The organism is Neisseria flavescens, from assembly GCF_005221285.1.
Taxonomy (GTDB): Bacteria; Pseudomonadota; Gammaproteobacteria; order Burkholderiales; family Neisseriaceae; genus Neisseria; species Neisseria flavescens.
Window position 1 is genome coordinate 847,295 of the sequence record NZ_CP039886.1, and the last position, 24,347, is coordinate 871,641.

Consider the following 24,347-nt stretch of genomic DNA (forward strand, 5'->3'; position numbering starts at 1 on the left):
TTTTCACAATTACAGCCACAACTTTTCTAAGATCCAAAACCATCACTATCTACATGAATAAACATAGAAACCATAGATAATAAAAATGCCGCTTATCACTCAAGCGGCATTTTATGTATCAGTTTTCTATGATTGACTTAGGCTCAATCTACCCAAAATCCCACGCCATCAAGCATTAAGAAATTCGAGCAGATTTTTTCCGCCTACTTTCAAAGCATCTATCTCTCCCCCATTCTTATTGCCGCTTTACTTTTCAGACGACCCCTTTATCCAAACTCCGTTATAATGACGGCTTTAAAATTAATTCATTCCCAAGACAGTCTTATCATGAAACACATCCACATTATCGGTATCGGCGGCACATTTATGGGCGGCGTAGCGGCTATTGCCAAAGAAGCAGGTTTTAAAGTCAGCGGTTGCGACGCGAAGATGTATCCGCCGATGAGTACCCAGCTTGAAGCCTTGGGCATTGACGTACACGAAGGTTTTGATGCCGCTCAATTAGACGAATTTAAAGCCGATATTTACGTTATCGGTAATGTTGCCAAACGCGGCATGGATGTAGTTGAAGCGATTTTGAACAAAGGCCTGCCTTATATTTCCGGCCCGCAATGGCTTGCTGAAAACGTATTACACCATCATTGGGTACTCGGCGTAGCCGGCACACACGGCAAAACGACCACCGCCTCCATGCTCGCCTGGGTCTTGGAATATGCCGGACTCGCGCCGGGCTTCCTGATTGGCGGCGTACCGGAAAACTTCAGCGTTTCCGCCCGTCTGCCGCAAACGCCACGTCAAGACTCGAACAGCAAGTCGCCGTTTTTCGTTATCGAAGCCGACGAATACGACACTGCCTTTTTCGACAAACGCTCCAAATTCGTGCATTACCGTCCGCGTACCGCCGTGTTGAACAATCTGGAATTCGACCACGCCGACATCTTTGCCGACTTAGGCGCGATACAGACCCAGTTCCACCACCTCGTGCGCACCGTACCGTCTGAAGGCTTAATCGTCTGCAACGGACAGCAGCAAAGCCTGCAAGACACTTTGGACAAAGGCTGCTGGACGCCGGTGGAAAAATTCGGCACGGAACACGGCTGGCAGGTCGGTGAAGTCAATGCCGACGGCTCGTTTGATGTGTTGCTTGACGGCAAAAAAGCCGGACACGTCGCTTGGGATTTGATGGGCGGACACAACCGCATGAACGCGCTCGCCGTCATCGCCGCCGCACGCCATGCCGGCGTCGATATTCAGACGGCCTGCGAAGCCTTGAGCGCGTTTAAAAACGTCAAACGCCGCATGGAAATCAAAGGCACGGTGAACGGCATCACCGTTTACGACGACTTTGCCCACCATCCGACCGCCATCGAAACCACCATCGAAGGCCTGCGCCAGCGCGTCGGAAACGCCCGCATCCTCGCCGTCCTCGAGCCGCGTTCCAACACCATGAAACTCGGCACCATGAAAGCTGCCCTGCCCGAAAGCCTCAAAGATGCCGACCAAGTGTTCTGCTACGCCGGCGGCGTGGACTGGGACGTCGCCGAAGCCCTCGCACCTTTGGGCGGCAAGCTGCACGTCGGCAAAGACTTCGATGCCTTTGTTGCCGAAATCGTGAAAAATGCCGAAGCCGGTGACCATATTTTGGTCATGAGCAATGGCGGTTTCGGCGGAATACACGGAAAGCTGCTGGAAGCGTTGAAATAATGGTTTATTGAAAGTTTTGAATGATTGAGGCCGTCTGAAAACCGGAATTTGGTTTTCAGACGGCCTTTTGGTTGTGAAGTAATGAGATGGGGAAAAACCGATATTTCCGGCGAATCAGGTTTGGTTATAAACCAAGCCGGATTTGCCGTTTGCCTTTATTTGGATTTTTTGGGCGGCTTGGTGTTTTCGCTTTCTATTGCCTTTCGGTATAGGTCAAACAGGAAGGCGGTGCGTTCGGCTTCGTCGTCGGTGTTTTTGCCTGTTTTGTAGCCGTAGGCTTTATCGACTGCCTTGTCGAGGGCGGCGTGGGCTTTGTCTAGGGCGGTATAGCCTGCGTCGGGCGCATAGAGTTCGGCGAGGGTCGGCTCGGGCAAACCGGCTTCCCGCGCTTCTCGGCGGTATTGTCCGCGCGCGTCGAGGACGGCTTGGGCGGCGGCTTCGACGGCGGCGCGGGTCGGGTCGGGGCGGTCGTTTTCAGACGGCATCCGGCAGCTTTCGGGGAATGGGAAGTTGTTGTACACGACGGTATTGGAATAGCGGTAATCGCTTTTCAGACGGCCGGCAACGGTACGCATAAAGGCGTTGTGCATGGTGGAGCTGAGGATGCCGAAGTGGTAGAGGGTGGCGTTTGGAAGGGTAAATACCAAATCGCTGACAACTGTTTCAAACGACAGATAACCGATGGGGATGAAACGGCGGCTTTCGGATGAAACGCGTGGAATAATCAGGAAATTGCCGTCTGAAGGCTGGCGGACTTTTTGAAAAAGCCACGGGGTTGCTGCATCTTTTTGAGTTTGTTTGTCGCTGCTGGCTTCGCGCATGGCTTTGACCGCCTGAATACGGGCTTGAACTTGGGGCATCTGTTTCAAGTCATGGTTGCGTTTAACATCGGGGACGCCGTGAAACCACAGGCACCAACGGGTTTTGCCGTTGATAAATTCCTCTGCGCCGACAAAGGGGCGGGTGTATTGTTCCGCCAAGGGTTCGGCGGCAATCAGGGCGTCTTTTTCGGCGGTTGAGAGGATAAGGTTGCCGCCGTCGGTTGGCTTATTACCATAAAGCATTTCAATTTCCCCGCTGATTTGGCTTCTGCGCTTGGCAATAATCAAATCGGGCGCGTCAATCAGATACGGATTGATGTTGGCCGCGGTGTGTTTTACGGGTTCGCCTTTGATGTCGGGATAGTCGTAGAGGGTTTTTTCAGACGGCATTTGCGGCTTTTGGCGGAAGCCGACGATGATGCAGTGGACGGCGGCTTTGCCTGCGGCTTGGCTCGTCCATTGGAAGGTGCGGTGGGCAAAGTGGATTTCGATGCCTTGGTTTAAAAGGCTGCCCCAGAGGATTTCGACCTGCTGGCCTTGGCAGATGGAATTGGTGGAAACAAATGCCGTCTGAACTTGGGGATTCTGTGCCATGATGCCGGCGGCTTTGACGTACCAGTTGCAGACGTAATCCAACAGGCCGTAGCCTTTGATATGGCCGCAGATGCTTTCGAGGTCGTTTTTCTGCTCTTTGGTTTGGTAGGTCGAGCCAATAAAGGGGGGATTGCCGAAGATGTAGTCCGCCGCCTGCCAAGGTGTGCGGAGGCTGTTGGCGTGGATGATTTCGGCGGCGTCTTCGAGCGGCAGCGTATGGCAGGCGACTTCGCCGTCGAAGCGGATTTGCGTGCGGATGTTGCATTGGTGGTTTTTGAGCCACATGGCGGTGCGGGCGATGAGGACGGCAAATTCGTCTATTTCGATGCCGTGAAACTGTTTCAGACGGCATTGGACGGACGGGCTGTCGAACAGGCCGCCTGCTTTGTCTTTGAGCGCTTCGGCGATGATGTCGTCTTCAAGGGCGCGGATGCGGTCGTAGGCGACGATAAGGAAGTTGCCGCAGCCGCAGGCCGGGTCGAGGAATTGCAGGTTTTGGATTTTTTGGTAGAAGGCGGCGAGTTTTTTGGCTTTGTCGCGTTTGAGGGCTTTGACGGCTTCAAATTCGGCACGCAGGTTTTCTAAAAAAAGGCCGTTGATGACTTTGTCGATGTTGGCGGCTTCGGTGTAGTGTGCGCCTGCTTCGCGCCGCTCTTGCGCGTCCATGACGGATTGGAAGAGCGTGCCGAAGATTTCTGGACTGATATTGCGCCAGTCGAAATTGCCGCAGTCGATTAAGGCGCGGTGCTGCTTGGCGGTGAAGTCGAAGGTGCGCAGGCGTTCTTTAAACAGGCCGCCGTTGACGTATTCGAAACCTTTAAATTTTTCGCTTTGGGTCTTGCTGCGCTTTTGGTCGGGTGTGTTGAGAAATTCAAAGAGTTGGTTGAGCTTGTCGCCGAGCGTGTCGGCTTCTTTGCAGCTTTCTAAAAAGTCTTGAAAGAGATAGTTGCGCTGGAAAACGGCGCTGTCGTCGGCAAAAAAGAGGAAAAGCAGGCGCGTGATGAAGAGGCGCAGCTCGTGTTCTTCGTAAATGCCTTCTTCTTTGAGCGCGTCGTGCAGCCTGCCGATGGCCGCCGCCGCTTGAATGTTGGCTTCTTCTTGAATTTGGCGGACTTTGGCTTCGATGCCGAACATGAAGTCGAAAACGCCGCGCGTGATGTATTCGGGCAATTCTTCCAAAGGGAACTGCCATTGGTTTTCCGTGCCTTCTTCAGGTACGCGGCGGTAAAGGTGGAAATGGGCAAAATCGCTGACGGCGTAATATTCGGGCAGCGCGGAGGGCTTGGTGCGCCCGATTTCCTGCAAATAACGCTCCGCCTGCTCTTTGGCCTTGGTCAGGTTTTTGTTGGCGGATTTGTGTTCGGCAAGGAAGATGCCCTCCCAAAATATATCGACGAATTGGGTGTTGTCGGCAGGGTCTTTGACGGGGTATTCGAAGTGGGCGACGTTTTTGCGGTCGATGCCGAAAATGGCGAAAAATTCGTTCCAGAAGGTGTCTTTCTCGCGGCGTTCGTCGGTTTGGTCTTTGTAGTAGGCGGCGAAGTTTTGTGCGGCGGTTTGGAGTTGGAGCAGGGTTTTCATGACTTTATGGAATGAATGTATTGTGGAAACGGATGGGGCGTTATTATAACGGTTTGCGTTAAAAAGGTCGTCTGAAACCTCTTTTCAGACGACCTTTCTTCTTTCCGGTTATCCATATTTAACCGCAACCGCCGCATTTGCCGCAGCCGCTGCTGTAATCGCGTTTTTTCGGTTTGAACACGAATTTTCGCAAGAGGAAGAATACGCAGGCGAGCATAATCAAGCCGACGATAATATATTGAGTCATATAGATTATTGAAAAAACGTGAGAAGTGTGACGAATGTGCGGCGCATTTGAAAGATTGGTTATGACTGGCTATTTGCCTCTTCTTTCGATAAGTGCGGTTTGTTTTGAATACTGTTATTGTTTCCGCTAATGATAAGGCGTATTAATATAAAATCAAATGTAACAAGATAAACTAAAAAGCTGAAATCCTTTTATCATTAGGGTTTCAGCCTTTTTATGCACTCAACAAACTGAAGGCCGTCTGAAAACTTTCAGACGGCCTTCAAAATAAAAAACCGAATCAAATCGGTTTTTATTCCCATTCAGGGAAAGACTCTAAATTACAGAGCGTCTTTCAATGCTTTACCGGCACGGAATTTAGGAGTTTTAGCGGCAGCAATAGTCAAAGGCTCGCCGGTTTTAGGGTTGCGGCCTTGACGTTCGGCGCGTTCGCCGACGTAGAAAGTACCGAAACCGACCAGAGTAACAGTGTCGCCGTTTTTCAATGCGTTGGTTACGGCATTAGTAGTAGCATCCAAAGCTTTTTGCGCAGCAGATTTGGAAATGCCGGCTTCTTGAGCAATTGCTTCGATCAATTCAGACTTGTTCACAATTAGTCCCTTCCTATCGTAAAAAATGATGAAATGCCCGAATACTCGGGGCTTAAGCACTTTTAAAGCACATACGCACTTTATAGCAATTCTGAAATTATCATGTCAAGTAAAAGATGTGGAATTGCCCTATTTTTGTGGCATTCAGGGCAAAACCACATTTTTTGCAACATCAGACGGCCAACTTAATGCTTGGTTGCTTTTGTTCTTGACTTCGCCTTAGAAGTTTGCGGGGTCTCGGCAACCGCCAATTCAGCCGCCCATTGCTCAGGCTGAGTTTCCAAGCCTAAAGCCAACACTTCATCAATCCATTTGACCGGATGAATGGTCAGACCGGTTTTGACATTTTCAGGGATTTCTTCCAAATCTTTGACGTTGTCTTTTGGAATCAATACATGCTTGATCCCGCCGCGCAAAGCAGCCAACAGTTTTTCCTTCAAACCGCCGATCGGCAAGACTTCGCCACGCAAAGTGATTTCGCCGGTCATCGCCACGTCCGCACGCACCGGAATTTTGGTGAAGGCAGAAACCATCGCCAAAGTCATAGCGATACCTGCGCTTGGGCCGTCTTTCGGCGTCGCACCTTCAGGCACATGGACGTGAATGTCTTTCTTCTCGTAAAAATCAGGAGCCAAACCCACTGATTCAGCACGGGAACGGACAACCGACCATGCGGCCGATACCGATTCTTTCATGACATCGCCCAGTTGGCCGGTACATTGAATCGTACCTTTGCCCGGCAATGCAACCGCCTCAACAGTCAACAACTCGCCACCGACTTCGGTCCAAGCCAAACCGGTTACCTGACCGATACGGTTTTCACTTTCGGCCACACCATAGTCGAAACGGCGTACGCCCAGATAGTCATGCAGATTTTTCTCGGTAACTTTAATCGCTTTAGGCTTGGCCTTGCTTACTGTTTTGGATTTGGACGCTTTTTTCTTGTCCTCATTCAAGGTAACCTGCATGACCACTTTACGGCAAATTTTGGCAATTTCGCGATCCAACGAGCGGACACCGGCCTCGCGGGTGTAGTAACGGATAATATCGCGCACCGCACTTTCATCAACCACCAACTCACCCTCTTTCACACCATTGCGCTTCATTTGTTTCGGCACAAGGTATTGCATGGCGATATTGATTTTTTCGTCTTCCGTATAACCGGACAGACGGATAATTTCCATACGGTCAAGCAGCGGAGTCGGGATATTCAAGCTGTTTGAAGTGGCAATAAACATCACATCGCTCAAATCATAATCGACTTCGGCATAGTGGTCGGCGAACTTGTTGTTTTGCTCAGGATCCAGCACCTCAAGCAAAGCACTGGCCGGATCGCCGCGGAAATCGCTGCCCATCTTGTCGATTTCATCAAGCAGGAATAATGGGTTTTTCACGCCGGCTTTCGCCATGTTTTGCAGGATTTTGCCCGGCATAGAGCCGATATAGGTACGGCGGTGGCCGCGGATTTCGCTTTCATCACGCACGCCGCCCAACGCCATACGCACATATTGGCGGCCTGTCGCTTTGGCAATCGATTCACCCAAGGAAGTTTTACCCACCCCCGGAGGACCCACCAGACACAAAATCGGACCTTTGAGCTTGTCCATACGTTTTTGAACGGCCAAATATTCCAAAATCCGCTCTTTGACTTTTTCCAAACCATAGTGGTCTGCATTCAAAATCAAATCAGCCTTGGCAATATCTTTGCTGACACGGGATTTTTTCTTCCATGGCAGCTCAAGCAAAGTATCGATATAGTTGCGCACGACGGTCGATTCCGCAGACATCGGCGGCATCATTTTCAGTTTTTTCAATTCAGACAGACATTTTTCTTCAGCCTCTTTGCTCATGCCTGCTTCTTTGATTTTGTTCTCCAGCGCATCCAGCTCGCCGCGCTCGTCTTCTTCGCCCAACTCTTTCTGAATCGCTTTCACTTGCTCATTCAAGTAATACTCGCGTTGGGATTTTTCCATTTGACGTTTCACGCGGCCACGGATGCGTTTCTCGACCTGCATAATGTCGAGTTCGGCTTCCAACTGCGCCAGCAGAAATTCCAAACGGTCAACAATGCCGGCAGTCTCCAATACATATTGACGCTGCTCCAATTTCAGCTGCAAATGCGCGGCAACGGTATCGGCAAGGCGGCTGTTGTCATCAATGCTGCTGATGGTACTGATGACTTCGGCAGGGATTTTTTTGTTCAACTTCGCATATTGCTCAAATTGAGTCAGCAGAGTACGGCGCAAGGCCTCAATTTCAGGATTGTCCTTGTCGCTATTCTCATCAATCGCCTCAACATGAGACAAAAACAATCCGCCTGTTTCATCAACCGTCAACGCGCGCGCACGACGGATACCTTCTACCAATACTTTAACGGTGCCGTCAGGCAGCTTCAAAACCTGCAAAACTTGGGCGACTGTACCGGTCTGGTGCAAGTCTTCAGCTTTAGGGTCTTCTGTATTAGGGTCAAGCTGGGCCAACAGGAAAACCGGATCATCATTGGCCATTGCCGTCTCAAGGGCCGCAATCGATTTAGGACGACCGACGAACAGCGGCAATACCATATGCGGATACACCACGACATCGCGTAAAGGCAAGGTAGCCAGCGCACTGTATTCCTCGAAATATTTGTCTTTTGTCGGCATAGTTAGAAATCTCAATCATTGTTAAATCAGAATGTAGCTCAAAATTGGGCTGAAGCGCTGCATTTCAAGACTTGAAAACAGCTTATCCGCACCTATTTTCGAAAACATCATTTTTAATAGCCCGATATGAACGTTTACGATAAAATATATCGGATTTCGGGCTGTCTGAAAACTTTTCAGACAGCCCGAGCAAACCAAACAAGGCAGTAAACCATGACAGACTCAACTGAAAAAAAATCACTGATTGAATTTCCCTGCACTTTCCCCTTGAAAGTTATGGGCGCAGTTCATCCCGAATTTGAATCCGCCATCTTGGAAACCGTGCGCAAACACGCTCCTGATACCGAGCCGCACCACATTACTACGCGCCCAAGCAGCAAAGGCAACTACACCGGCGCAACCGTCAAAGTAAATGTCGACAACCAAGAGCAGCTCGACAATATCTACCGCGACCTGACCTCACACGAATTGGTAAAAGTGGTGCTGTAATGAAAATCGTGCACAAAGGCTTGGTCGATTACCTGCCGACTTTCGAAGCCATGAAGGCATTTAATGCCTCACGTGACGAAAATACCGAAGACGAATTATGGGTGGTCGAACATCCGCCCGTATTTACCCAAGGCTTGGCCGGCAAACCCGAACACCTCCTCATCCGCGACGATATTCCCGTTGTCCAAATTGACAGAGGCGGTCAAATTACCTATCACGGACCCGGTCAACTGGTCGTCTATACAATGATCAATTTCAAGCGCCGTAAAACCAGTGTCCGCCATATCGTTTCCGCACTTGAAAACAGCATCATCGCCACCTTGGCAGAATACGGCATCGAAGCAGCCGCCGACCCCAAACGTCCCGGCGTTTATGTCGGCGAGCGTAAAATCGCTTCCCTTGGCCTGCGTATCAAAGACGGCTCCGTTTACCACGGCTTGGCGCTTAATGTGAACATGGATTTAAGTCCGTTTACCCATATCAACCCCTGCGGTTATGCCGGTATGGAAATGACCCAAATTGCCGACTACGTCTCTCCGGCACCCGGTTTGACAGAAGTTTCAGACAAACTGACCAAGCATTTACAAAAAGAGCTGGTATAAGGCCGTCTGAAAATATTCAGCCCCAACGCCACCTTTTAACTGCCCCTCTGAACCCACAAGCCCTTAGGTCATAAAGACTACGATAAGCTTTTCAGACGGCCTTTATAACGACAGAAAGAACACATCACCATGAGTGAAGAAGTAAAAAATGACCCTAAACGCGGCATCAAACTAAAAGGCGCAGACAAAACTGCACGCATTCCGATTAAAGTTGTTCCATTGGAACAAAAATTGAAAAAGCCCGAATGGATCCGCGCCAAATTACCGGGCAAGAAATTTTTTGAAATCAAAAATATTCTTCGCGAACAAAAAATGCATACCGTGTGCGAAGAAGCATCTTGTCCAAATATCAGCGAATGCTTTACCAAGGGTACGGCTACATTCATGATTATGGGCGATATTTGTACCCGCCGCTGCCCGTTCTGCGATGTTGGCCATGGCCGCCCCAATATGTTGGATCCTGACGAGCCTAAACACTTGGCCGAATCCGTCAAGTCCATGAACCTGCGCTATGTCGTGATTACTTCCGTCGACCGTGACGACCTGCGCGATGGCGGCGCCCAACACTTCGCCGACTGCATTAAAGCCATCCGCGAAACCAGCCCGAATACCAAAATTGAAATCCTTGTTCCCGATTTCCGCGGCCGTCTGGATATCGCACTGGAAATTTTGGCAGAAACACCACCCGACGTGATGAACCACAACTTGGAAACCCATCCAAGCCTGTATAAAAAAGCCCGTCCGGGTGCCAACTACCAACATTCCCTCGAGCTTCTGCGCCGCTACAAAGAAATGATGCCCCATATCCCGACCAAATCCGGCATCATGGTCGGCTTGGGTGAAACAGACGAGGACGTACGCGAAATCATGCGCGATATGCGTGCCAACAATATCGAGATGATTACCATCGGCCAATATCTGCAACCTTCAGACGGCCACCTGCCCGTCTTGCGCTATGTAACGCCTGACCAATTCAAGGTTTTTGAAAAAGAAGCATACGAATTGGGCTTTACCAATGCCGCCATCGGCGCGATGGTACGTTCCAGCTACCACGCCGACGAACAGGCGGCGGAAGCCTTGCGCGAAAGCCACGGCTGTAAACTCTAACGCTATTTGCGACTAAACATCGCTATTTGCGAATTTAACAACGACAAATGCGACTGGGTGTAAATATGACTCAACAACCAATTATTGAAATTGCCGAATTTCCACATGACAATAGATTGTGGCGGATAGACAGTTTAGGTACGATTTCATCTAAACTGGGAAACAATAATAATCTTATGATTGAAGTCAATTTGCGCCCAGTTTTACAAAGTACACTTAATCAATTCGCCAGTACTTACTATCAAGATAAAAAAACAACTATTTATGAAGACTGGCAATAACGTATCTCTTGCCAAGTGAATATTGGGCAATTACCTATTCTAATAGTTGGCTCTATATGGAAAAATGGGCAATTAGAATCTTATAACGCCATTAGTCAAACTGTTTCTGTTCAAAATGTAAACATTACCAACCAAAATATTCAATTTATTGATAGCAATAAAAAAATTAAATATTTTGACAGATATAACCAAGAAAAAGACAGTCGGTTAATTCCTTTCAGTTATTTTGGGCTGGATTATTCAAAACCAATTTCATGTTTACAAATCCAACATGATGATTATATAGACGGTATTATTATTCCAGTAACGGAAATAATCCGTTTTTATTATGCTTGCTCTACTAGATTAGCACATTTGGCATTTTCCAGTCCTCATGAAATTTCAAAAATTTATTATTCAGTAGATGAAGAAAATCATAAAGTTACTCTGAAACTTCCACAAAAATACACCGATAATGAAGCCTTTATTTTGGCACGAATTTTGTCTAATGAAACTGCATTTGCAGGATTTGAAAAAATTAGAAATTCATTGATGAAATTAGGAATTAACTCAAAAGCAATATCATTCTTGGAAAGCCAATTTCCTTTTACTTGCTTAACTAAGCTAGCGGTTCGTGGCATTAAGATACACGATAGATTTTTTGTTACAGAAATTTGTTCTTGTTCTGCGCCATTTCCTAATGTAATAGTAGATAGAGATAATGACGGTTGTAAAGCCAATAAAGAAACTGATATTTCTGATGAAGATAAGCAAACTTATCAACGTGAGCAACCTACCGCAGAACAAAAAGATAATCTTGCTATTCAAAGCGAAGAAGAATCTGCTGCTTATACTAAACCGCTACAATTTACATTGAATAAAGATTGCTTTTTAGATTTAGCAAATAAAGAAATTGAGAAACCTGAAAAGCCATTTAACCAGTACAAATCTAGTTATTGTATTGTCAATATTGAAACCTCCGCCATAGATTTAGGAACTGATTTAGGTACAACTGGGTGCACCACAATTGCGCCTAGTACACTCAATATACTGCCTGAAAAGCAGCATAGAGAAGTATTGGCTGCAACTTTTGAAAATTCCGTTTTAGCGATTGAATATTTGAATGAGCATTATGCCAATATTCAGGCTATTATTCATTTATTTAATAATGAAAGCTGTGATTTTGTTCCTTTTATTGGCTCAAGAAATAAAGCTCAATGGTCTTATTTGGATTCCAAAAGTAAGACAAGACGTAAAGTCTTATTTGGTAAAATTGAATATTGCGGAAAAACATTTTGGCTAATTGAAATTCAAGTGCGAGATAATGAACATTTTGTTACCGCTATTCTTCATTTGGATACGAATAATGAAATAGATTATTTTGCTAATTTATTGCATGAATTGGCGAAGAATAAAGGTATTTGGGGTAAACTTGTAGGCATACAAAATATGAAAACTTTTAAGCATACGTATACAGATATTAAAAGTTATGCAAAGAAGATTTATACTAAAATTATTAACTTTAACAAGTAAGGATTTCCAATGATAGATAGTAAAATTCAAGACCAATTAACCCAAGCCCTACTGTCACACGAAAAAGTATGGGTAAACGAAGAAAAAACCATTTTAGCCAAAAACATTCTCTTGGATTTGGTAGAAAAAAACCGACCCGACTATTATCAGTTTGTTATTGGGACATGATGAGTTAAAACGCCATTTTTTGTGGAAGTGAATGGTGTTTTGGTGTTTAAATTGCAGGATTTTCGTTTTTTCTTGGTCAAACACAGTATCAATAATTCCTACACAAAATACGCCAATCGCATTGGCTTGCCGTTTTTTGCTGATAAAGAGAAAAATCCTAAACAATATGATAAGTTTGACCAGTTATTTCCATTGAGTTGATTTACCTGACAATTAGCATAATTTCATGCTGCCTGAACAAGTAACAGGCGGCCTAAAGGTCATAATTTGAAAAACAATCGCAATGGTTCATCAATCAATGCTTGAAAACCCATTTTTTCGTAAAACAATTTAGCTGATTCATCTTTTGCCTCTACCATCACAGCAAACGCAGCAATATCAGAACGGCTCACGCGCTGAATTGCATCAACCAACAATACGCGCCCTAATCCTTGTCCTGTAAATCGTTCATCAACTGCTAATCGTCCCAACAATACACACGGAATAAGCGGATATTTCGGCAATTTTTTGGCTTCGCTTTCAGGCAGCAAGTCAAGGCAAATACCTGTCGCTGCCACCGTGTAAAAGCCAACTATCTCGCCTTGTTCATTTTCCGCCACAAAACACGAACTCAATTTACGTTTTACATCTTGGCTAACGGTTTTCTGAAAGTAGTGATTAAGCGGTTCTGACGTGCAATGAAAAGTTTTGCGATTGATGGATTTATCAAATGCTTTAATTTTAATCATGACTGAACCATTTTTTCGTGCAGTTTCATTGCTTCCTGCATGGCTACGGTAGGTTGGTTGGACGATCGCATGATTTCTACAAAACGCTGTTGGTCTGCCATAGATAATTTAACCATTTGATTTTCTTCAATGGTTTGTTTGGCTGCTTCTGATAGTGCTTTAATCATAAAATCGGTTAGTGTTCTTCCCTCCAAATTAGCAGCTTGTTTAATTATTTGCTGAATTTCAATAGGAATACGCGCTTCAATTCGGGCATAAGTCGTGGACATTTTCCTTATCCTTTTTCTAATTAAGTAAATTCTATTTTACGGCAAATTGCCACATTTTGTGAAATGTTTTATTGTGAATTTGAAGACATATACAACTCTTTATGCACATTCCGATTCATTTGCGACACCATTTTCTGAAAGCTATCAGGACAATCCCGAAAATCTTTCAGTAAATGGTTGTAGCGAACTGCTTTATCCTGCCATGCCTGAATTAGGTTGTTGGGATAATCTTGCAGCAACCATAAGCAAGCGTGAATGGTGCTGTGTCGCTCGGCTAGGCTACGGCTTTCCCAAATTAGGCGTTTGCTGCGGTCTAGGTTGAGTGGTTGCTGTTAAATTTGATCGCATAAATAGGCGTATAGATTGGGCGCAAGTCGTTGTGATGTGACAATCACAACGAAATGGTGCAAAATTTTCAGCCAATCTATTTCAGGCTGCCTGAAATGATAATGTGGGTCGACAATTTGGTTTAACCACGTTTGCCATTGTTGCCCTATTTTATCGTTAGTAAATACAACGCTTTCACTTGGGCTTTGACTTAAATCGTATTGGCAATGCCAACAGTATTTTAATGCTGTGAAATGGTGCAAATTCGGTCTGCCTAATTCTTGGCGATGAAAGGCAATGTATGCACCGCATTCAGGGCAGCAGTCGTGTAACATGGTTTGATGTTTGGGGCAAAAGGTGTGCAAAGCTACGCGCCATGATTTGCGAAAATACGATTCTTGGTCTTCTGCAAGGCATTTGGGGCAATAGGCAATGGCGTTGTTGTCGCGTTTGCGATGATTGGCTTTCAGGCTGCTTATCCATGCTAATTGGCTGGAAATTCTATTGTATTCAAATAATTTACCTTTTAGGCTGTCTAGTGTTGTTTCATGAATTTGCGCAATCGGGCAGCCTGTTTTTTCGGCTAGCGCGTGGATTAACCAATCAGGTGCGTGTCGGTCTATATCTCTATTCCAAATTTCGTAATCAGGAAACAGCAAATGGTAAAAAGTTTGCACTTTCAAACCATTGGCATGAGCTAACCGAATCAACCACGATGTAAGCAATTCATCGGGATAAGGTTTCGGGTGTGCTGGCAAAATCATAGCAATTTATCCAGTTGGCGCTTGCGTTGGCTAGGCGAAATCCAGTTAATTGACTGCAAAATTGGTTCGTTAATGCACTCTGTTTTTTGTTGAATGGCGGTTACGGCTGCCTGTGTGAGTAGGCGCGATAATTCGCCAATATAGCCCTCGCTCATGCTGTAAAGTCGTGTAGCTAACGATATTTCATGCAAATTAGACGGCTGTTTGAGTGGCAGCATTCGTTCAAAACTCATCAACAAACGTGGGAAATTTTTGTCCATTTCCCAACGTGGCAAAACGGCTGGCTCAAAACGATTGGCTAATTGGCTATCGGTTTGAATGGCGCGGTATGCGTCTTTTATGCCTACACCGACAATCGGAATTTGCAATTCATTTCCCATGTATTTAATCACATTCAAAAAGGTTTTTTGCTTATTCAGGCTGCCTGAAAGAATGTGATGAATTTCATCAATAATCAGCATTTTCGTATTGATATATTTGAGTAAATGCAGCACTTGCGCTAATTTCTTATCGGTTCTGTCGTGGGCTTTGTAGGGTGCAAACAGTAAATCCAAAATAGCATTGTAAAAACGGCTTTCATCAGGCGTTGGCGGTGCTTGGATTAGCACAACTGGCGCAATAATGCCGTTGCCGTTTGGGTTATCATGTGCAGGGTGTTGGCGCAGAAAATGGGAAACCAACATCGTTTTGCCATTGTTTGTATCGCCAACCAATAGCATATTGGGCATACGGTTCTGTTTGGGGAATACAAGCAAATCTTCCAATTTCGTCAAAATTTGTTGTGCTTGAGGATAGCCTATCCAACGTGGGGAACGTATGTATTCAATACGCGCTAAATCATCTAAATTCAGTTGCTCGGCTGCTTTGGGCGATAAGTGCGGATAATTCATGATAAGTCGTCCAAATCATCAAAAGGTTGAATATCGTCAAATTCATGATTTTGCGTTTCAGGCAGCATGGCAGCCTGAAAATCATCTTTGGGCGTGGGTAATGCGGCTCGTGTGCGTTGGTCTAATTGACGGCGTTGCTCGGCACGGCGTATCGCTTTGGTTTTGCCTTTGGCTTGCTGTTCTAATTCACGCATTCGGCTGTATGCTGCAAAAATCATGTTTTCATCAATATTTTGCTTTTGCTCGCGTTTTAGTTGGCGTTGAATTTCGCGTAATTCCCAAATGCTAATAACCGGGTGCGAACTATCCCGATAAGGAATAGGGAAATACATCAACAAATCAGGGGCATAAAACCAAATCACACTTAAATCGCGTGGGTCTATACGAAAGATAAATTGTCGTGCTTGCTTTGGATTGGTTGGGTCGGTTGCACCAATCCAAGTGCGTAAAACATCATGCCAATAAGTGATTTTATGAATGGCAACACCATATTGCTGTACAGTTCGCATTTCAAGTTAAGCGCAATAAAGTTTCATCAGCCACTTTTTCAGGCAGCCCCACACCTACGGAATCATCATCGCCTAAAACCCCCAGTTTCCATTTGGCTAATGGCGACATTCCCAAAGCGGAATGCACTCGTTGATGATAAACATCGGTAATAAATACCGTTAGCCACGTTTCAAATTCCGATAAAGTTAAGGCAGCCTTTTCTTCTGAATCGTAATCTTGTCGTTCTCGTGTATTGGAAAAAGTTGTACCTGTTACACCGTGAATTTCGCCTAAAATTGTGCCAAGCAACCGCTCAATGTGTCCGCCAAAATTAGGTCTTGCCACAGGTCGCCATTCAATTTCAATGCCATACTGCTGACACGCTTTTTCTAACACTTTACCGCGAAACTCTTTGGCATTATCCAAATGAATTTTGCGTGGTAAACCCCACACAGCCCAACGTCCTTTCACTTCATGTTTCGCCAACCAGCTTTCTTTTGGCAAAATACTGTGCGACAAACACAATCCGGCCGATAACGCACTCGGTGGGTCAAACGACACATAAAATCCAGTAACCATACGGCTGAATACATCAATCGCTAACGTAATCCACGGTCTGCCGATTAGTTTACGATACACATCATCTACTAGGATAATGTCCAGTTTAGTATGGTCTATTTGCACGACTGCAAGCGGATAATCCGCATTTGGAAAATTACCTTGTAATGGCAAAAATTTCATTTCAGCAGCTTGACGACTTAACCGTTTTGCCATTTTGATTTGTGGTGCAATTTTTTGAATACGATTGCGAATGGTATTGGTATGGGGAATAGGTAAATTTTGCTCGTGGCAACGGCGCGAAATTTCTGTAATGATTTTTTGCGCGGATTTGCGTTGAATATTCAAATAATCCACTTCTAAAACTTGCTGAATAATTTGTTCTACTTCTGCGGAAATTTGAGTTACTCCCTTATCGCTGCGCTGTTTGCGCGTTAAACCAGTTAAAACGCCAGTTTCCCGATACATTTTTAACCAACGATACACAGTACTAACGTGAACACCACATTCTGCTGCTCGCGCTTGAACATCTGCTTTTGTGTATCTGGATTGGCGAATAAGTGGCTCAATCACATCAAAATGCTGTTGCGCCAATTCCCATTTTGACTCGGAAACACTATCTACATGATGAATATCGGCAGCCTGAAAAGCGAACAAATCCGCTAATTGCGCTTGATAAGTTGCACCTGTTGTATTGGCGCGTAATTGATATGTGTCTAAATCTAAAACAGCCGTAATCGTGCAAACTTTGTTATCAAACAAAACCATTGCACCTACATTCACATTCAAAGTTGCTTTCATTTTTTAAACCATATTGTTGATTTCATTGTGATAGGTTGATTTAAATCTACGCCAACTTGCTGTGTAGCAATCAAATACCACAACACAGGCAATAACTTGGCTTGATTATCTTCATTTTGAAAAATATGTTGAATCAGCGCATTAGGCGTAGATTGCTTTAATTCACGCAATGTTTCATACAACAAATCCATATAAGGATCGCTGTATTTACCTGCCAAACCATGCTGCCGATACGGTAAAAGAAACTGCGCATTTCGCAAAAAGTCCGTATGAATTTCTACTTCTGTAATCAATTTAAACCGCCAGCCATTTTGTTTGCAAAAACGTAAGGCTGCCTGAAATTTTGGTTTTAGTTGCTGCCAATTTTCGCGTAAATCGCTGCGATATTTCACTTCATACACAATCACATCACATTGATAATGCACCAACACATCAGGCGTATAAACATGGTGTTTGCCAGCAGTATCAAACCATTCAATCGCCAATGGCTGAACTTCAAAACGCTGCACATCTTGATTGAATGCCAAAAGTATCAAGAAATCTCGTTCTAATGATGATTCATAAGCTGCTGCGCCAACAGCTTTATTGTGTGGCGCAATGCCTGTGATGTTGCGGTAATTTTTAGGGATTTTGCGGATTGGCATAGCACACCTATAAAGATTAAATATCTGTGAATTTATTTTAAAACATCAAATTAGTCGTATTAAATTGGGCTGCAATACGGTTTAAACTTTTTGATGATTTTTACAATCTAGTCGCAAATAGCTCTGTATTCTGATAAAATTTGGTCGAGTGAATGAAACCAGTCGCAAACAACGATGTGAAAAATGGCAAGAAGTGAGCTATCTAGTCGCAAATAGCGTTGGAATTCACAGTGAAACCCACGGCGGTTGTAGCCATCACTAAGGTTTAAATTATATAAGGCCGTCTGAAAAAACAGTTCCCTGATTTTTCAGACGGCCTTTATTTGGTCAAAATAACTATACAAGATTTTTTAGATTTAAAAAAATAAACCTTAGTCGGGCTCTATTGAGTCAATTTTAAGTAATACAAAAAAGCGGCAAAACAGGATAAACACTGTTTGCCGCTTTTTGATTTATTTCTTTATTTTACTTCTTCAACAATTTTGCCGCTTCAATCGCATAGTAAGTCAAAATGCCATCGGCACCGGCGCGTTTGAATGCCAATAGGCTTTCCAAAATGGTTTTTTCGCCATCCAACCAACCGTTTTGAATGGCTGCCTGAAGCATGGCATATTCGCCGGAAACTTGATAGGCATAAGTCGGCACGCCGAATTCGTCTTTGACTCGGCGGACGACATCCAGATACGGCAGACCCGGTTTTACCATTACCATATCTGCACCCTCTTGAATATCCAATGCTACTTCGTGCAAAGCTTCGTTAGTGTTTGCAGGGTCCATTTGGTAGGTTTTCTTGTCTGCCTTACCCAAATTGCCTGAGCTGCCGACAGCATCGCGGAACGGGCCGTAGAACGCTGAAGCATATTTTGCCGAATATGCCATGATGCGTGTATGGATATGTCCGGCATCTTCCAAAGCTTCGCGGATGGCAAGAATACGCCCATCCATCATGTCGGATGGGGCAATGACTTGTGCGCCTGCATCAGCATGACACAAAGCCTGTTTTACCAAAACTTCAATGGTTTCATCGTTGAGGACATAGCCATTTTCATCAGTCAAACCGTCTTGACCGTGAATGGTATAGGGATCCAAGGCAACGTCGGTCATGATACCCAGTTCTGGGAATTTTTCGCGCAGGGTTCGTACCACTGTCGGTACCAAGCCTTCAGGGTTATAAGCTTCCTCCGCAAACTCGGTTTTGTTTTGCGTTACCACGGGAAACAAAGCCAGCATAGGAATACCGAGATTCAGTGCTTCTTCAGCGGTAAACAACAATTTGTCCAAACTTTGGCGTTTGACACCCGGCATGGATGGGACTGCCTCTTCCTGATTCTGGCCTTCCAATACAAAAACAGGATAGATCAAATCATCTGCCGTCAAAGTATGTTCGCGCATCAGGCGACGTGAAAAATCGTCTTTACGCATACGGCGCATACGGGTGTTTGAGACATAACGCGGAGGGAAATTCATAATAATTGCCTTTAAATGATGAAGTCTTAAAATCAGTCTTCGACTTGACGCATGGCCTTAACCGAACGTTTGATTTCGCTGAGCGTATCGGTTTTATAACCGCTGCGCTCCTGTTCGGTCATGCCGTTTTGATCCAATTTGGCGATGTTTTTCAATGCCTCGGCATACTGGCCGTCTGAAAGTTTTTCCTGTTTGATGTGCCAACGGTTATTCACTTCGGAAGCCGTCCACAAGCCTACTTTGTTGTAGTAGAACAAAATGCTTGCTGCCAGCGTTTTCATATCGCTGTCGGGCTTGGCACTGCCGATACTGCGGCCGATACGGTTGTTGCGCTGATCGACCGCTTGGTCGGCAAGGTAGCGGCTGAAGTAGTCGTCTTTACCTTCACGCAATTCCATATCCGTCAGACGCGCATTACCTGCTTTTTCTGCAATAATGCTGTCGAATTTGGAAGCAATCGCCGCCTGCCACAATGCTTGGCGTACGGCATTGACTTGTGTTCCCTTGCTGTCGCCGTTTGCTTTGTCGTCCAAACCTGAACGCTCGGCAAAACGTGCGGCATTGCTGGTCATATTGATTAGGCCTTCGTCTTCCATACCGATAACTTGGGCGGCTACGGGATGGTTCAGCGCGAATTGAGCCATTTTACTGCGGCGGCTTTGATCTTCTCGATACGATTGACAGCCGGACAATACCAGCATGCCGAGAACGGCGCATTGAATGTGTTTTTTAATATGTTTCATGATGTAACTATCGATATTATTGTGTGAGTTCAACTTCTTTGTTTAACATAGAAACACCCGTAAGCGTAAAATAATTTCCATACGGCCAAATCGGCGCATGAATGGCTATTTTATAATAAAAATAAGGCCGTCTGAAAATTTTCAGACGGCATAAGTATTTTTAGCCTACCAAGCTGCGAATCTGCGGCCAATAAAACAGGCAGGCTATCGAGCAAATAGCGATGCTGATACCGGCTGCATTAATGCTGCTGATTTTTTCCTTAAATATTGCCGCACCAATCAGCGTACCCAAAACAATCACGCCAATATTCATACCGGCAAATACCAAGGTCGGGTTATCCTTCATGATTTGGTGTGCCGTAATGTAAGTAACAATATTCAAAAAATTCAGGCAGCCTAAAATCATACCGCCCACTATGCCCTCTTTGGTCCATTTGCTTCCTTTGGCAAACAGGTAGCCAAACATCAAGATACCGGCCAAACAAAACGCCACCAGCAAATTACCGGCAAACGCGGTACCGCTTTTCGCCACTTGTTTGAACAAAATATCAATGACACCGTAGCCGCACCAAACGCCCAAAAGCAGCATTACTTGCGTACTGAGGCCGCCGGATTTCTTGCCGCCATCGCTTTTCCAAAGCAAGAAAAACAGTGCCGTAAATGCCAATACCAAACCGATCAGACGACCTTCGGTCAGTTGCTCATGAAACAGCGTAAACGAAGCAACAATGGGTAAAAACAGCGAGAGGCGTTGCGCCGCATCTGATTTGACGATACCTGCCGCATCTACGGATTTACCCATAATGACAAACACGGTTGGCAGCAAAATGCCCAAGGCCACAAAAAGCCACCAAGTCGGCAAAAATACCTGCGGATTGCTCAAATCAGGCTTTAACACCAGCATGGTCAAAGTGACGGCAACGATGTAGTTCACCGCTACCGCCTGCTCGATATTGATTTTTTGCTTGCGTGCCACTTTCAACAATACGGAAACCAACACGCTGCAAACGATACTTGCCAATAAATATGCCATGCTTTAAAACCATCCTTGAGTAGAAACGGGCTTATCTTCATTCAGTTTAATCAGTCCGATGACTACACGGTAAATAAACCAAATGGCAGTTACCAACAAAATCAGCCAACCAATTAAGATCAGTGTAGTAAAAGTTCCCAAAACCGTACCCACTAAAGACACCCAAAATGTCTTAATCAAATAATCGATATGGCTGGCGTAAATACTGCCTTGAGCCTCATCGCGTTTAACATACGCCATGATCACACCGACAACGGGGGTAAACAAAATCAATAAACCCACAGCATATGTCACATAAGCGATAAAAACATAGTTTTTCACGTCAGAGCTGGGCGTGTTAACCACATTTGTCGCCATATTAGTGAAGTTGTTGGTATTGGTTTCCTGACGCTCGTACTGCATAGCCGCATCATAAGCTAACCGTTTTTCCGGATGAGACAATACTTCAAACGCCTGCCCGATGGCTTTAAACCGCTCCTCATCTTTCTGAATATCCGGATTGGCCACCAATTTGCCGTAAGCCTCACGGATAACGTTGATATCAGCATCCTGAGATACACCCAAGATTTCGTATAAATTCACTTGTTCCATCTGTATTCCCCTCCTTTACGCGTCCACTGCAACATGAACATTTTGCGGATTGAGCGTCCGCAGGTTTTCAGGCTTCATGCCTACGATAAACCCACGTTTGCCGCCATTGATAAAAATTTCATCCAAAGCCCAAATGCTTTCTTCCACATAAACCGGCAACGCGGTTTTCATACCGAACGGCGACGTACCGCCGACCAAATATCCTGTCCATTTCGCCGCCTGATCCGCTGTTGCCGGCTCGATGTGTTTCAAGCCCAGTTCACGCGCCAGATTGCGGGTGGAAATATGTTTGTCGCCGTGCATTAAAACAACCAAACCTTTTTTATGCTCATCCTGCAAGACAATCGTTTTGATGACCTGATGCTCGGGCTTGCCCGTACATTCGGCAAAATGCGCCGTACCGCCGTGTTCTTCATACGCGTAAACATAAGGGACAAAATCGATTTTCTTACTGCGTAAAAAGCGTACTGCCTGTGTAACCGGATATTCTGCTTTACTCATGGTCGCTTTCCGCCATCCTTTTCAGACGGCCCCTCTTAAATGTGGAACGTAAACAGTCGCAATGTTACCATACCTTCTTTTTGAAATCAGGAGACAACATGGACATCTGCTATCTTGGTACAAGCAAACGCTATTCGGAAGCCGTCGTAGCCAACGGCTTGGTTTTCCTCTCCGGCATGGTTCCCGAAAATCCTGAAGCCGATGCCAAAGCGCAAACTGAAAATGTTTTGGCGCAAATCGATTCATGGCTCGCACAATGCCAATCCGACAAAGCCCATATTTTAGAAGCCACCATCTATCTGCCCGATATGAACGACTACGCCGCCATGAACGAAGCCTGGGACGCATGGACAGCACCTGAACGCGCTCCCGCCCGTGCCTGCGTAGAGGCGAAACTTGCTTCGCCCGACTGGAAGGTTGAAATCAAAATTACCGCCCTTCAAATCAAATAAAGCACAAATATCAGGCCGTCTGAAAACGCCGCTTCAATCAAGCACTCGTAGTTTTTCAGACGGCCTTTATTCTTTTGCGGTACAATACCGCCCTTAAATTTTTCTATTATTTCAAAGCACAAACAGCCATGTCCAAAAAAACCAAGCAAGAATTAGAAAACAACAAACTCAGCAAACGCCTGCGCCACGCCGTCGGCGATGCCATTAACGATTTCAATATGATCGAGCCGGGCGACAAAATCATGGTCTGCCTCTCAGGCGGCAAAGACAGCTACGCCCTTTTAGACATTCTACGCCAGCTACAAGCCAGTGCGCCGATTGATTTTGAACTGGTCGCCGTCAATCTCGACCAAAAACAACCGGGCTTCCCTGAAGAAGTATTACCGACCTATCTCGAAAGCATCGGCGTTCCCTACAAAATCGTTGAAGAAGACACTTATTCCACAGTTAAACGCGTATTGGAAGAGGGCAAAACGACTTGCTCGCTGTGCAGTCGCTTGCGCCGAGGCATCCTCTATCGCACTGCAAAAGAATTGGGCTGCACCAAAATCGCCTTGGGACACCACCGCGACGACATCCTCGCTACCATGTTCCTGAATATGTTTTACGGCGGCAAACTCAAAGCCATGCCGCCCAAACTGGTAAGCGATAACGGTGAACACATCGTCATCCGTCCTCTGGCGTATGTCAAAGAGAAGGACTTGATCAAATACGCCGAGCTGAAGCAATTCCCAATTATTCCGTGCAACCTCTGCGGCTCTCAGCCCAACCTGCAACGCCAAGTCATCGGCGATATGTTGCGCGACTGGGACAAACGCTTCCCCGGCCGTATCGAGTCTATGTTCTCTGCCCTGCAAAACGTCGTTCCATCGCATTTGGCCGATACCGAACTTTTCGACTTTGTCAGCTTGGAACGCGGTCAAAGCCTGAAACACGGCGGCGACTTGGCGTTTGACAGCGAAAAAATGCCGGAACGTTTCTCCGACGGCAGCGAAGAAGACGAAAGCGAAATCAAAATCGAACCGCAAAAAGCCGAACGCAAAGTCATCAATATTTTGGCAAACAAACCCAAAACCTGCGGCATGTAACGGCGTTTAAACGTTCAGACGGCCTTTCGGTAGCTATTGACTGAAAGGCCGTCTGAATATTTAGGCATATTTTCATTTTCTTGCATAAACCTTTATCGCAATCCGGCAAAACGCCCTCATAATACCGCCGTTGTCCACCCCTCAATCAAAAGGAAAACCATGACCACCATTCTGATTATCCTCGGCTTGATCGCCATCGCTGTCGGTATTCTGGGAACGATTTACCCTGCCTTGCCCGGACTGGGTTTGATGTTTGGTGGCGCATGGCTATTGGGTTATGCCGGCGATTATCAAGTGTTTGGCTCGGGTACGCTAACCTTTTTGGCCATCGTTGCCGTATTCGGCACTGCGATGGACTATGTGGCGGGTGCATTGGGTGCAAAATATACCGGCGCAAGTAAAACCGCGGTTTGGGGTGCGTTTATCGGCGGTATCGTCGGCGCATTCTTCTCTATTCCCGGCTTGTTGCTCGGCCCGTTGACCGGCGCGGCCATCGGCGAATTTATCGCACGCAAAGACACATGGCAGGCAGGCAAAGTCGGTATTGGTACGTTTATCGGCTTCATCATCGGTACTGTGGCCAAAATCGGCTGCGCATTGACCATCGCACTGACCATCCTGTTTGTTTGGTTAGCCTCATTCTTCTAAACAAAAAACATTA

Annotated in this window: 25 protein-coding genes and 1 pseudogene; 10 read left to right on the forward strand and 16 right to left on the reverse strand. The window is 45.8% G+C overall.

The genetic code is table 11. The features are described from left to right. The first annotated feature begins 327 nt into the window (after window positions 1–327). Entirely contained in the window at window positions 328–1,704 is a 1,377-nt protein-coding gene (gene mpl / locus FAH67_RS04365) for a UDP-N-acetylmuramate:L-alanyl-gamma-D-glutamyl-meso-diaminopimelate ligase (RefSeq protein WP_112890787.1), read from the forward strand. A 155-nt stretch (window positions 1,705–1,859) separates the two neighbouring features. Here the strand turns inward: mpl and FAH67_RS04370 are convergent, their stop codons facing one another. The 4 genes from FAH67_RS04370 to lon form a co-directional block, all read right to left on the reverse strand. Further along, window positions 1,860–4,700 carry a class I SAM-dependent DNA methyltransferase gene (locus FAH67_RS04370; protein ID WP_112890788.1) on the reverse strand — a complete coding sequence of 947 codons (2,841 nt, stop codon included), beginning with the start codon at window positions 4,698–4,700 and terminating at the stop codon, window positions 1,860–1,862. A 118-nt stretch (window positions 4,701–4,818) separates the two neighbouring features. Next, entirely contained in the window at window positions 4,819–4,947 is a 129-nt protein-coding gene (locus FAH67_RS04375) for a FeoB-associated Cys-rich membrane protein (protein WP_003679157.1), read from the reverse strand. 320 nt (window positions 4,948–5,267) lie between these two features. Further along, a complete protein-coding gene (locus tag FAH67_RS04380) occupies window positions 5,268–5,537 on the reverse strand; it encodes an HU family DNA-binding protein (RefSeq protein ID WP_003683413.1) in 270 nt (89 codons plus the stop codon). A gap of 185 nt (window positions 5,538–5,722) precedes the next feature. Then, on the reverse strand, window positions 5,723–8,182 hold the full coding sequence (lon, locus tag FAH67_RS04385) for an endopeptidase La (protein WP_112890790.1): 2,460 nt from the start codon (window positions 8,180–8,182) through the stop codon (window positions 5,723–5,725). Between the two features lie 213 nt (window positions 8,183–8,395). Between lon and FAH67_RS04390 the strand changes: the two genes are divergently transcribed. From FAH67_RS04390 to FAH67_RS04410, 6 genes and pseudogenes are all read left to right on the forward strand, one after another. Next, a complete protein-coding gene (locus FAH67_RS04390) occupies window positions 8,396–8,671 on the forward strand; it encodes an HP0495 family protein (RefSeq protein WP_003679150.1) in 276 nt (91 codons plus the stop codon). After that, on the forward strand, window positions 8,671–9,273 hold the full coding sequence (gene lipB, locus FAH67_RS04395) for a lipoyl(octanoyl) transferase LipB (protein ID WP_003679146.1): 603 nt from the start codon (window positions 8,671–8,673) through the stop codon (window positions 9,271–9,273). The genes FAH67_RS04390 and lipB overlap by 1 nt, the downstream gene beginning before the upstream one ends. Before the next feature lie 129 nt (window positions 9,274–9,402). Beyond that, window positions 9,403–10,380 (forward strand): lipoyl synthase, encoded by a 978-nt coding sequence (gene lipA / locus FAH67_RS04400; RefSeq protein ID WP_003679144.1) that lies wholly within the window; start codon window positions 9,403–9,405, stop codon window positions 10,378–10,380. 65 nt (window positions 10,381–10,445) lie between these two features. Continuing rightward, window positions 10,446–10,661 carry a hypothetical protein gene (locus tag FAH67_RS12045; protein WP_244284783.1) on the forward strand — a complete coding sequence of 72 codons (216 nt, stop codon included), beginning with the start codon at window positions 10,446–10,448 and terminating at the stop codon, window positions 10,659–10,661. A 15-nt stretch (window positions 10,662–10,676) separates the two neighbouring features. Further along, a complete protein-coding gene (locus FAH67_RS04405) occupies window positions 10,677–12,173 on the forward strand; it encodes a hypothetical protein (RefSeq protein ID WP_003679139.1) in 1,497 nt (498 codons plus the stop codon). A gap of 9 nt (window positions 12,174–12,182) precedes the next feature. After that, window positions 12,183–12,470, forward strand: a pseudogene (locus FAH67_RS04410) (site-specific DNA-methyltransferase); the annotation flags it as partial. A gap of 131 nt (window positions 12,471–12,601) precedes the next feature. Here FAH67_RS04410 and FAH67_RS04415 read toward each other — a convergent pair. From FAH67_RS04415 to ybaK, 12 genes are all read right to left on the reverse strand, one after another. Beyond that, a complete protein-coding gene (locus tag FAH67_RS04415) occupies window positions 12,602–13,069 on the reverse strand; it encodes a GNAT family N-acetyltransferase (protein WP_003679134.1) in 468 nt (155 codons plus the stop codon). Then, entirely contained in the window at window positions 13,066–13,338 is a 273-nt protein-coding gene (locus FAH67_RS04420) for a type II toxin-antitoxin system TacA family antitoxin (RefSeq protein ID WP_003679131.1), read from the reverse strand. The genes FAH67_RS04415 and FAH67_RS04420 overlap by 4 nt, the downstream gene beginning before the upstream one ends. Window positions 13,339–13,670: 332 nt before the next feature. After that, window positions 13,671–14,429 (reverse strand): TniQ family protein, encoded by a 759-nt coding sequence (locus FAH67_RS04425; RefSeq protein WP_003679128.1) that lies wholly within the window; start codon window positions 14,427–14,429, stop codon window positions 13,671–13,673. Further along, entirely contained in the window at window positions 14,426–15,319 is an 894-nt protein-coding gene (locus tag FAH67_RS04430) for a TniB family NTP-binding protein (RefSeq protein ID WP_003679127.1), read from the reverse strand. The genes FAH67_RS04425 and FAH67_RS04430 overlap by 4 nt, the downstream gene beginning before the upstream one ends. Continuing rightward, window positions 15,316–15,828 carry a Mu transposase C-terminal domain-containing protein gene (locus FAH67_RS12050; RefSeq protein ID WP_003679126.1) on the reverse strand — a complete coding sequence of 171 codons (513 nt, stop codon included), beginning with the start codon at window positions 15,826–15,828 and terminating at the stop codon, window positions 15,316–15,318. Before FAH67_RS12050 ends, FAH67_RS04430 begins: the two co-directional genes overlap by 4 nt. Before the next feature lies 1 nt (window position 15,829). Beyond that, window positions 15,830–17,167 (reverse strand): helix-turn-helix domain-containing protein, encoded by a 1,338-nt coding sequence (locus FAH67_RS11505; RefSeq protein ID WP_003679125.1) that lies wholly within the window; start codon window positions 17,165–17,167, stop codon window positions 15,830–15,832. Then, window positions 17,164–17,811 carry a heteromeric transposase endonuclease subunit TnsA gene (locus tag FAH67_RS04445; protein ID WP_003679124.1) on the reverse strand — a complete coding sequence of 216 codons (648 nt, stop codon included), beginning with the start codon at window positions 17,809–17,811 and terminating at the stop codon, window positions 17,164–17,166. Before FAH67_RS04445 ends, FAH67_RS11505 begins: the two co-directional genes overlap by 4 nt. A gap of 465 nt (window positions 17,812–18,276) precedes the next feature. Further along, complete coding sequence (hemB, locus tag FAH67_RS04450; RefSeq protein WP_039863499.1) at window positions 18,277–19,278, reverse strand: porphobilinogen synthase; 1,002 nt, start codon at window positions 19,276–19,278, stop codon at window positions 18,277–18,279. 32 nt (window positions 19,279–19,310) lie between these two features. Beyond that, the gene (locus FAH67_RS04455; RefSeq protein WP_003679122.1) at window positions 19,311–20,021 is read right to left on the reverse strand and encodes a DUF6973 domain-containing protein; all 711 of its coding nucleotides are present in this window, start codon (window positions 20,019–20,021) and stop codon (window positions 19,311–19,313) included. A 160-nt stretch (window positions 20,022–20,181) separates the two neighbouring features. Then, window positions 20,182–21,054: a DMT family transporter gene (locus FAH67_RS04460; RefSeq protein ID WP_112890791.1), complete on the reverse strand. Its 873-nt coding sequence runs from the start codon at window positions 21,052–21,054 to the stop codon at window positions 20,182–20,184. Window positions 21,055–21,057: 3 nt separating this feature from the next. Further along, window positions 21,058–21,645, reverse strand: coding sequence for a DnaJ domain-containing protein (locus FAH67_RS04465; RefSeq protein WP_003679117.1), 588 nt, complete (start codon window positions 21,643–21,645; stop codon window positions 21,058–21,060). Window positions 21,646–21,660: 15 nt separating this feature from the next. Next, window positions 21,661–22,146 carry a Cys-tRNA(Pro) deacylase gene (ybaK, locus tag FAH67_RS04470; protein WP_003679115.1) on the reverse strand — a complete coding sequence of 162 codons (486 nt, stop codon included), beginning with the start codon at window positions 22,144–22,146 and terminating at the stop codon, window positions 21,661–21,663. A 98-nt stretch (window positions 22,147–22,244) separates the two neighbouring features. Between ybaK and FAH67_RS04475 the strand changes: the two genes are divergently transcribed. From FAH67_RS04475 to FAH67_RS04485, 3 genes are all read left to right on the forward strand, one after another. Beyond that, window positions 22,245–22,598: a RidA family protein gene (locus tag FAH67_RS04475; RefSeq protein ID WP_003679113.1), complete on the forward strand. Its 354-nt coding sequence runs from the start codon at window positions 22,245–22,247 to the stop codon at window positions 22,596–22,598. A 128-nt stretch (window positions 22,599–22,726) separates the two neighbouring features. After that, window positions 22,727–23,686, forward strand: a complete 960-nt coding sequence (ttcA, locus tag FAH67_RS04480; protein ID WP_003679109.1) for a tRNA 2-thiocytidine(32) synthetase TtcA — start codon at window positions 22,727–22,729, stop codon at window positions 23,684–23,686. Between the two features lie 159 nt (window positions 23,687–23,845). Further along, window positions 23,846–24,334, forward strand: a complete 489-nt coding sequence (locus FAH67_RS04485; RefSeq protein ID WP_003679107.1) for a DUF456 domain-containing protein — start codon at window positions 23,846–23,848, stop codon at window positions 24,332–24,334. The last annotated feature ends 13 nt before the right edge of the window (window positions 24,335–24,347 follow it).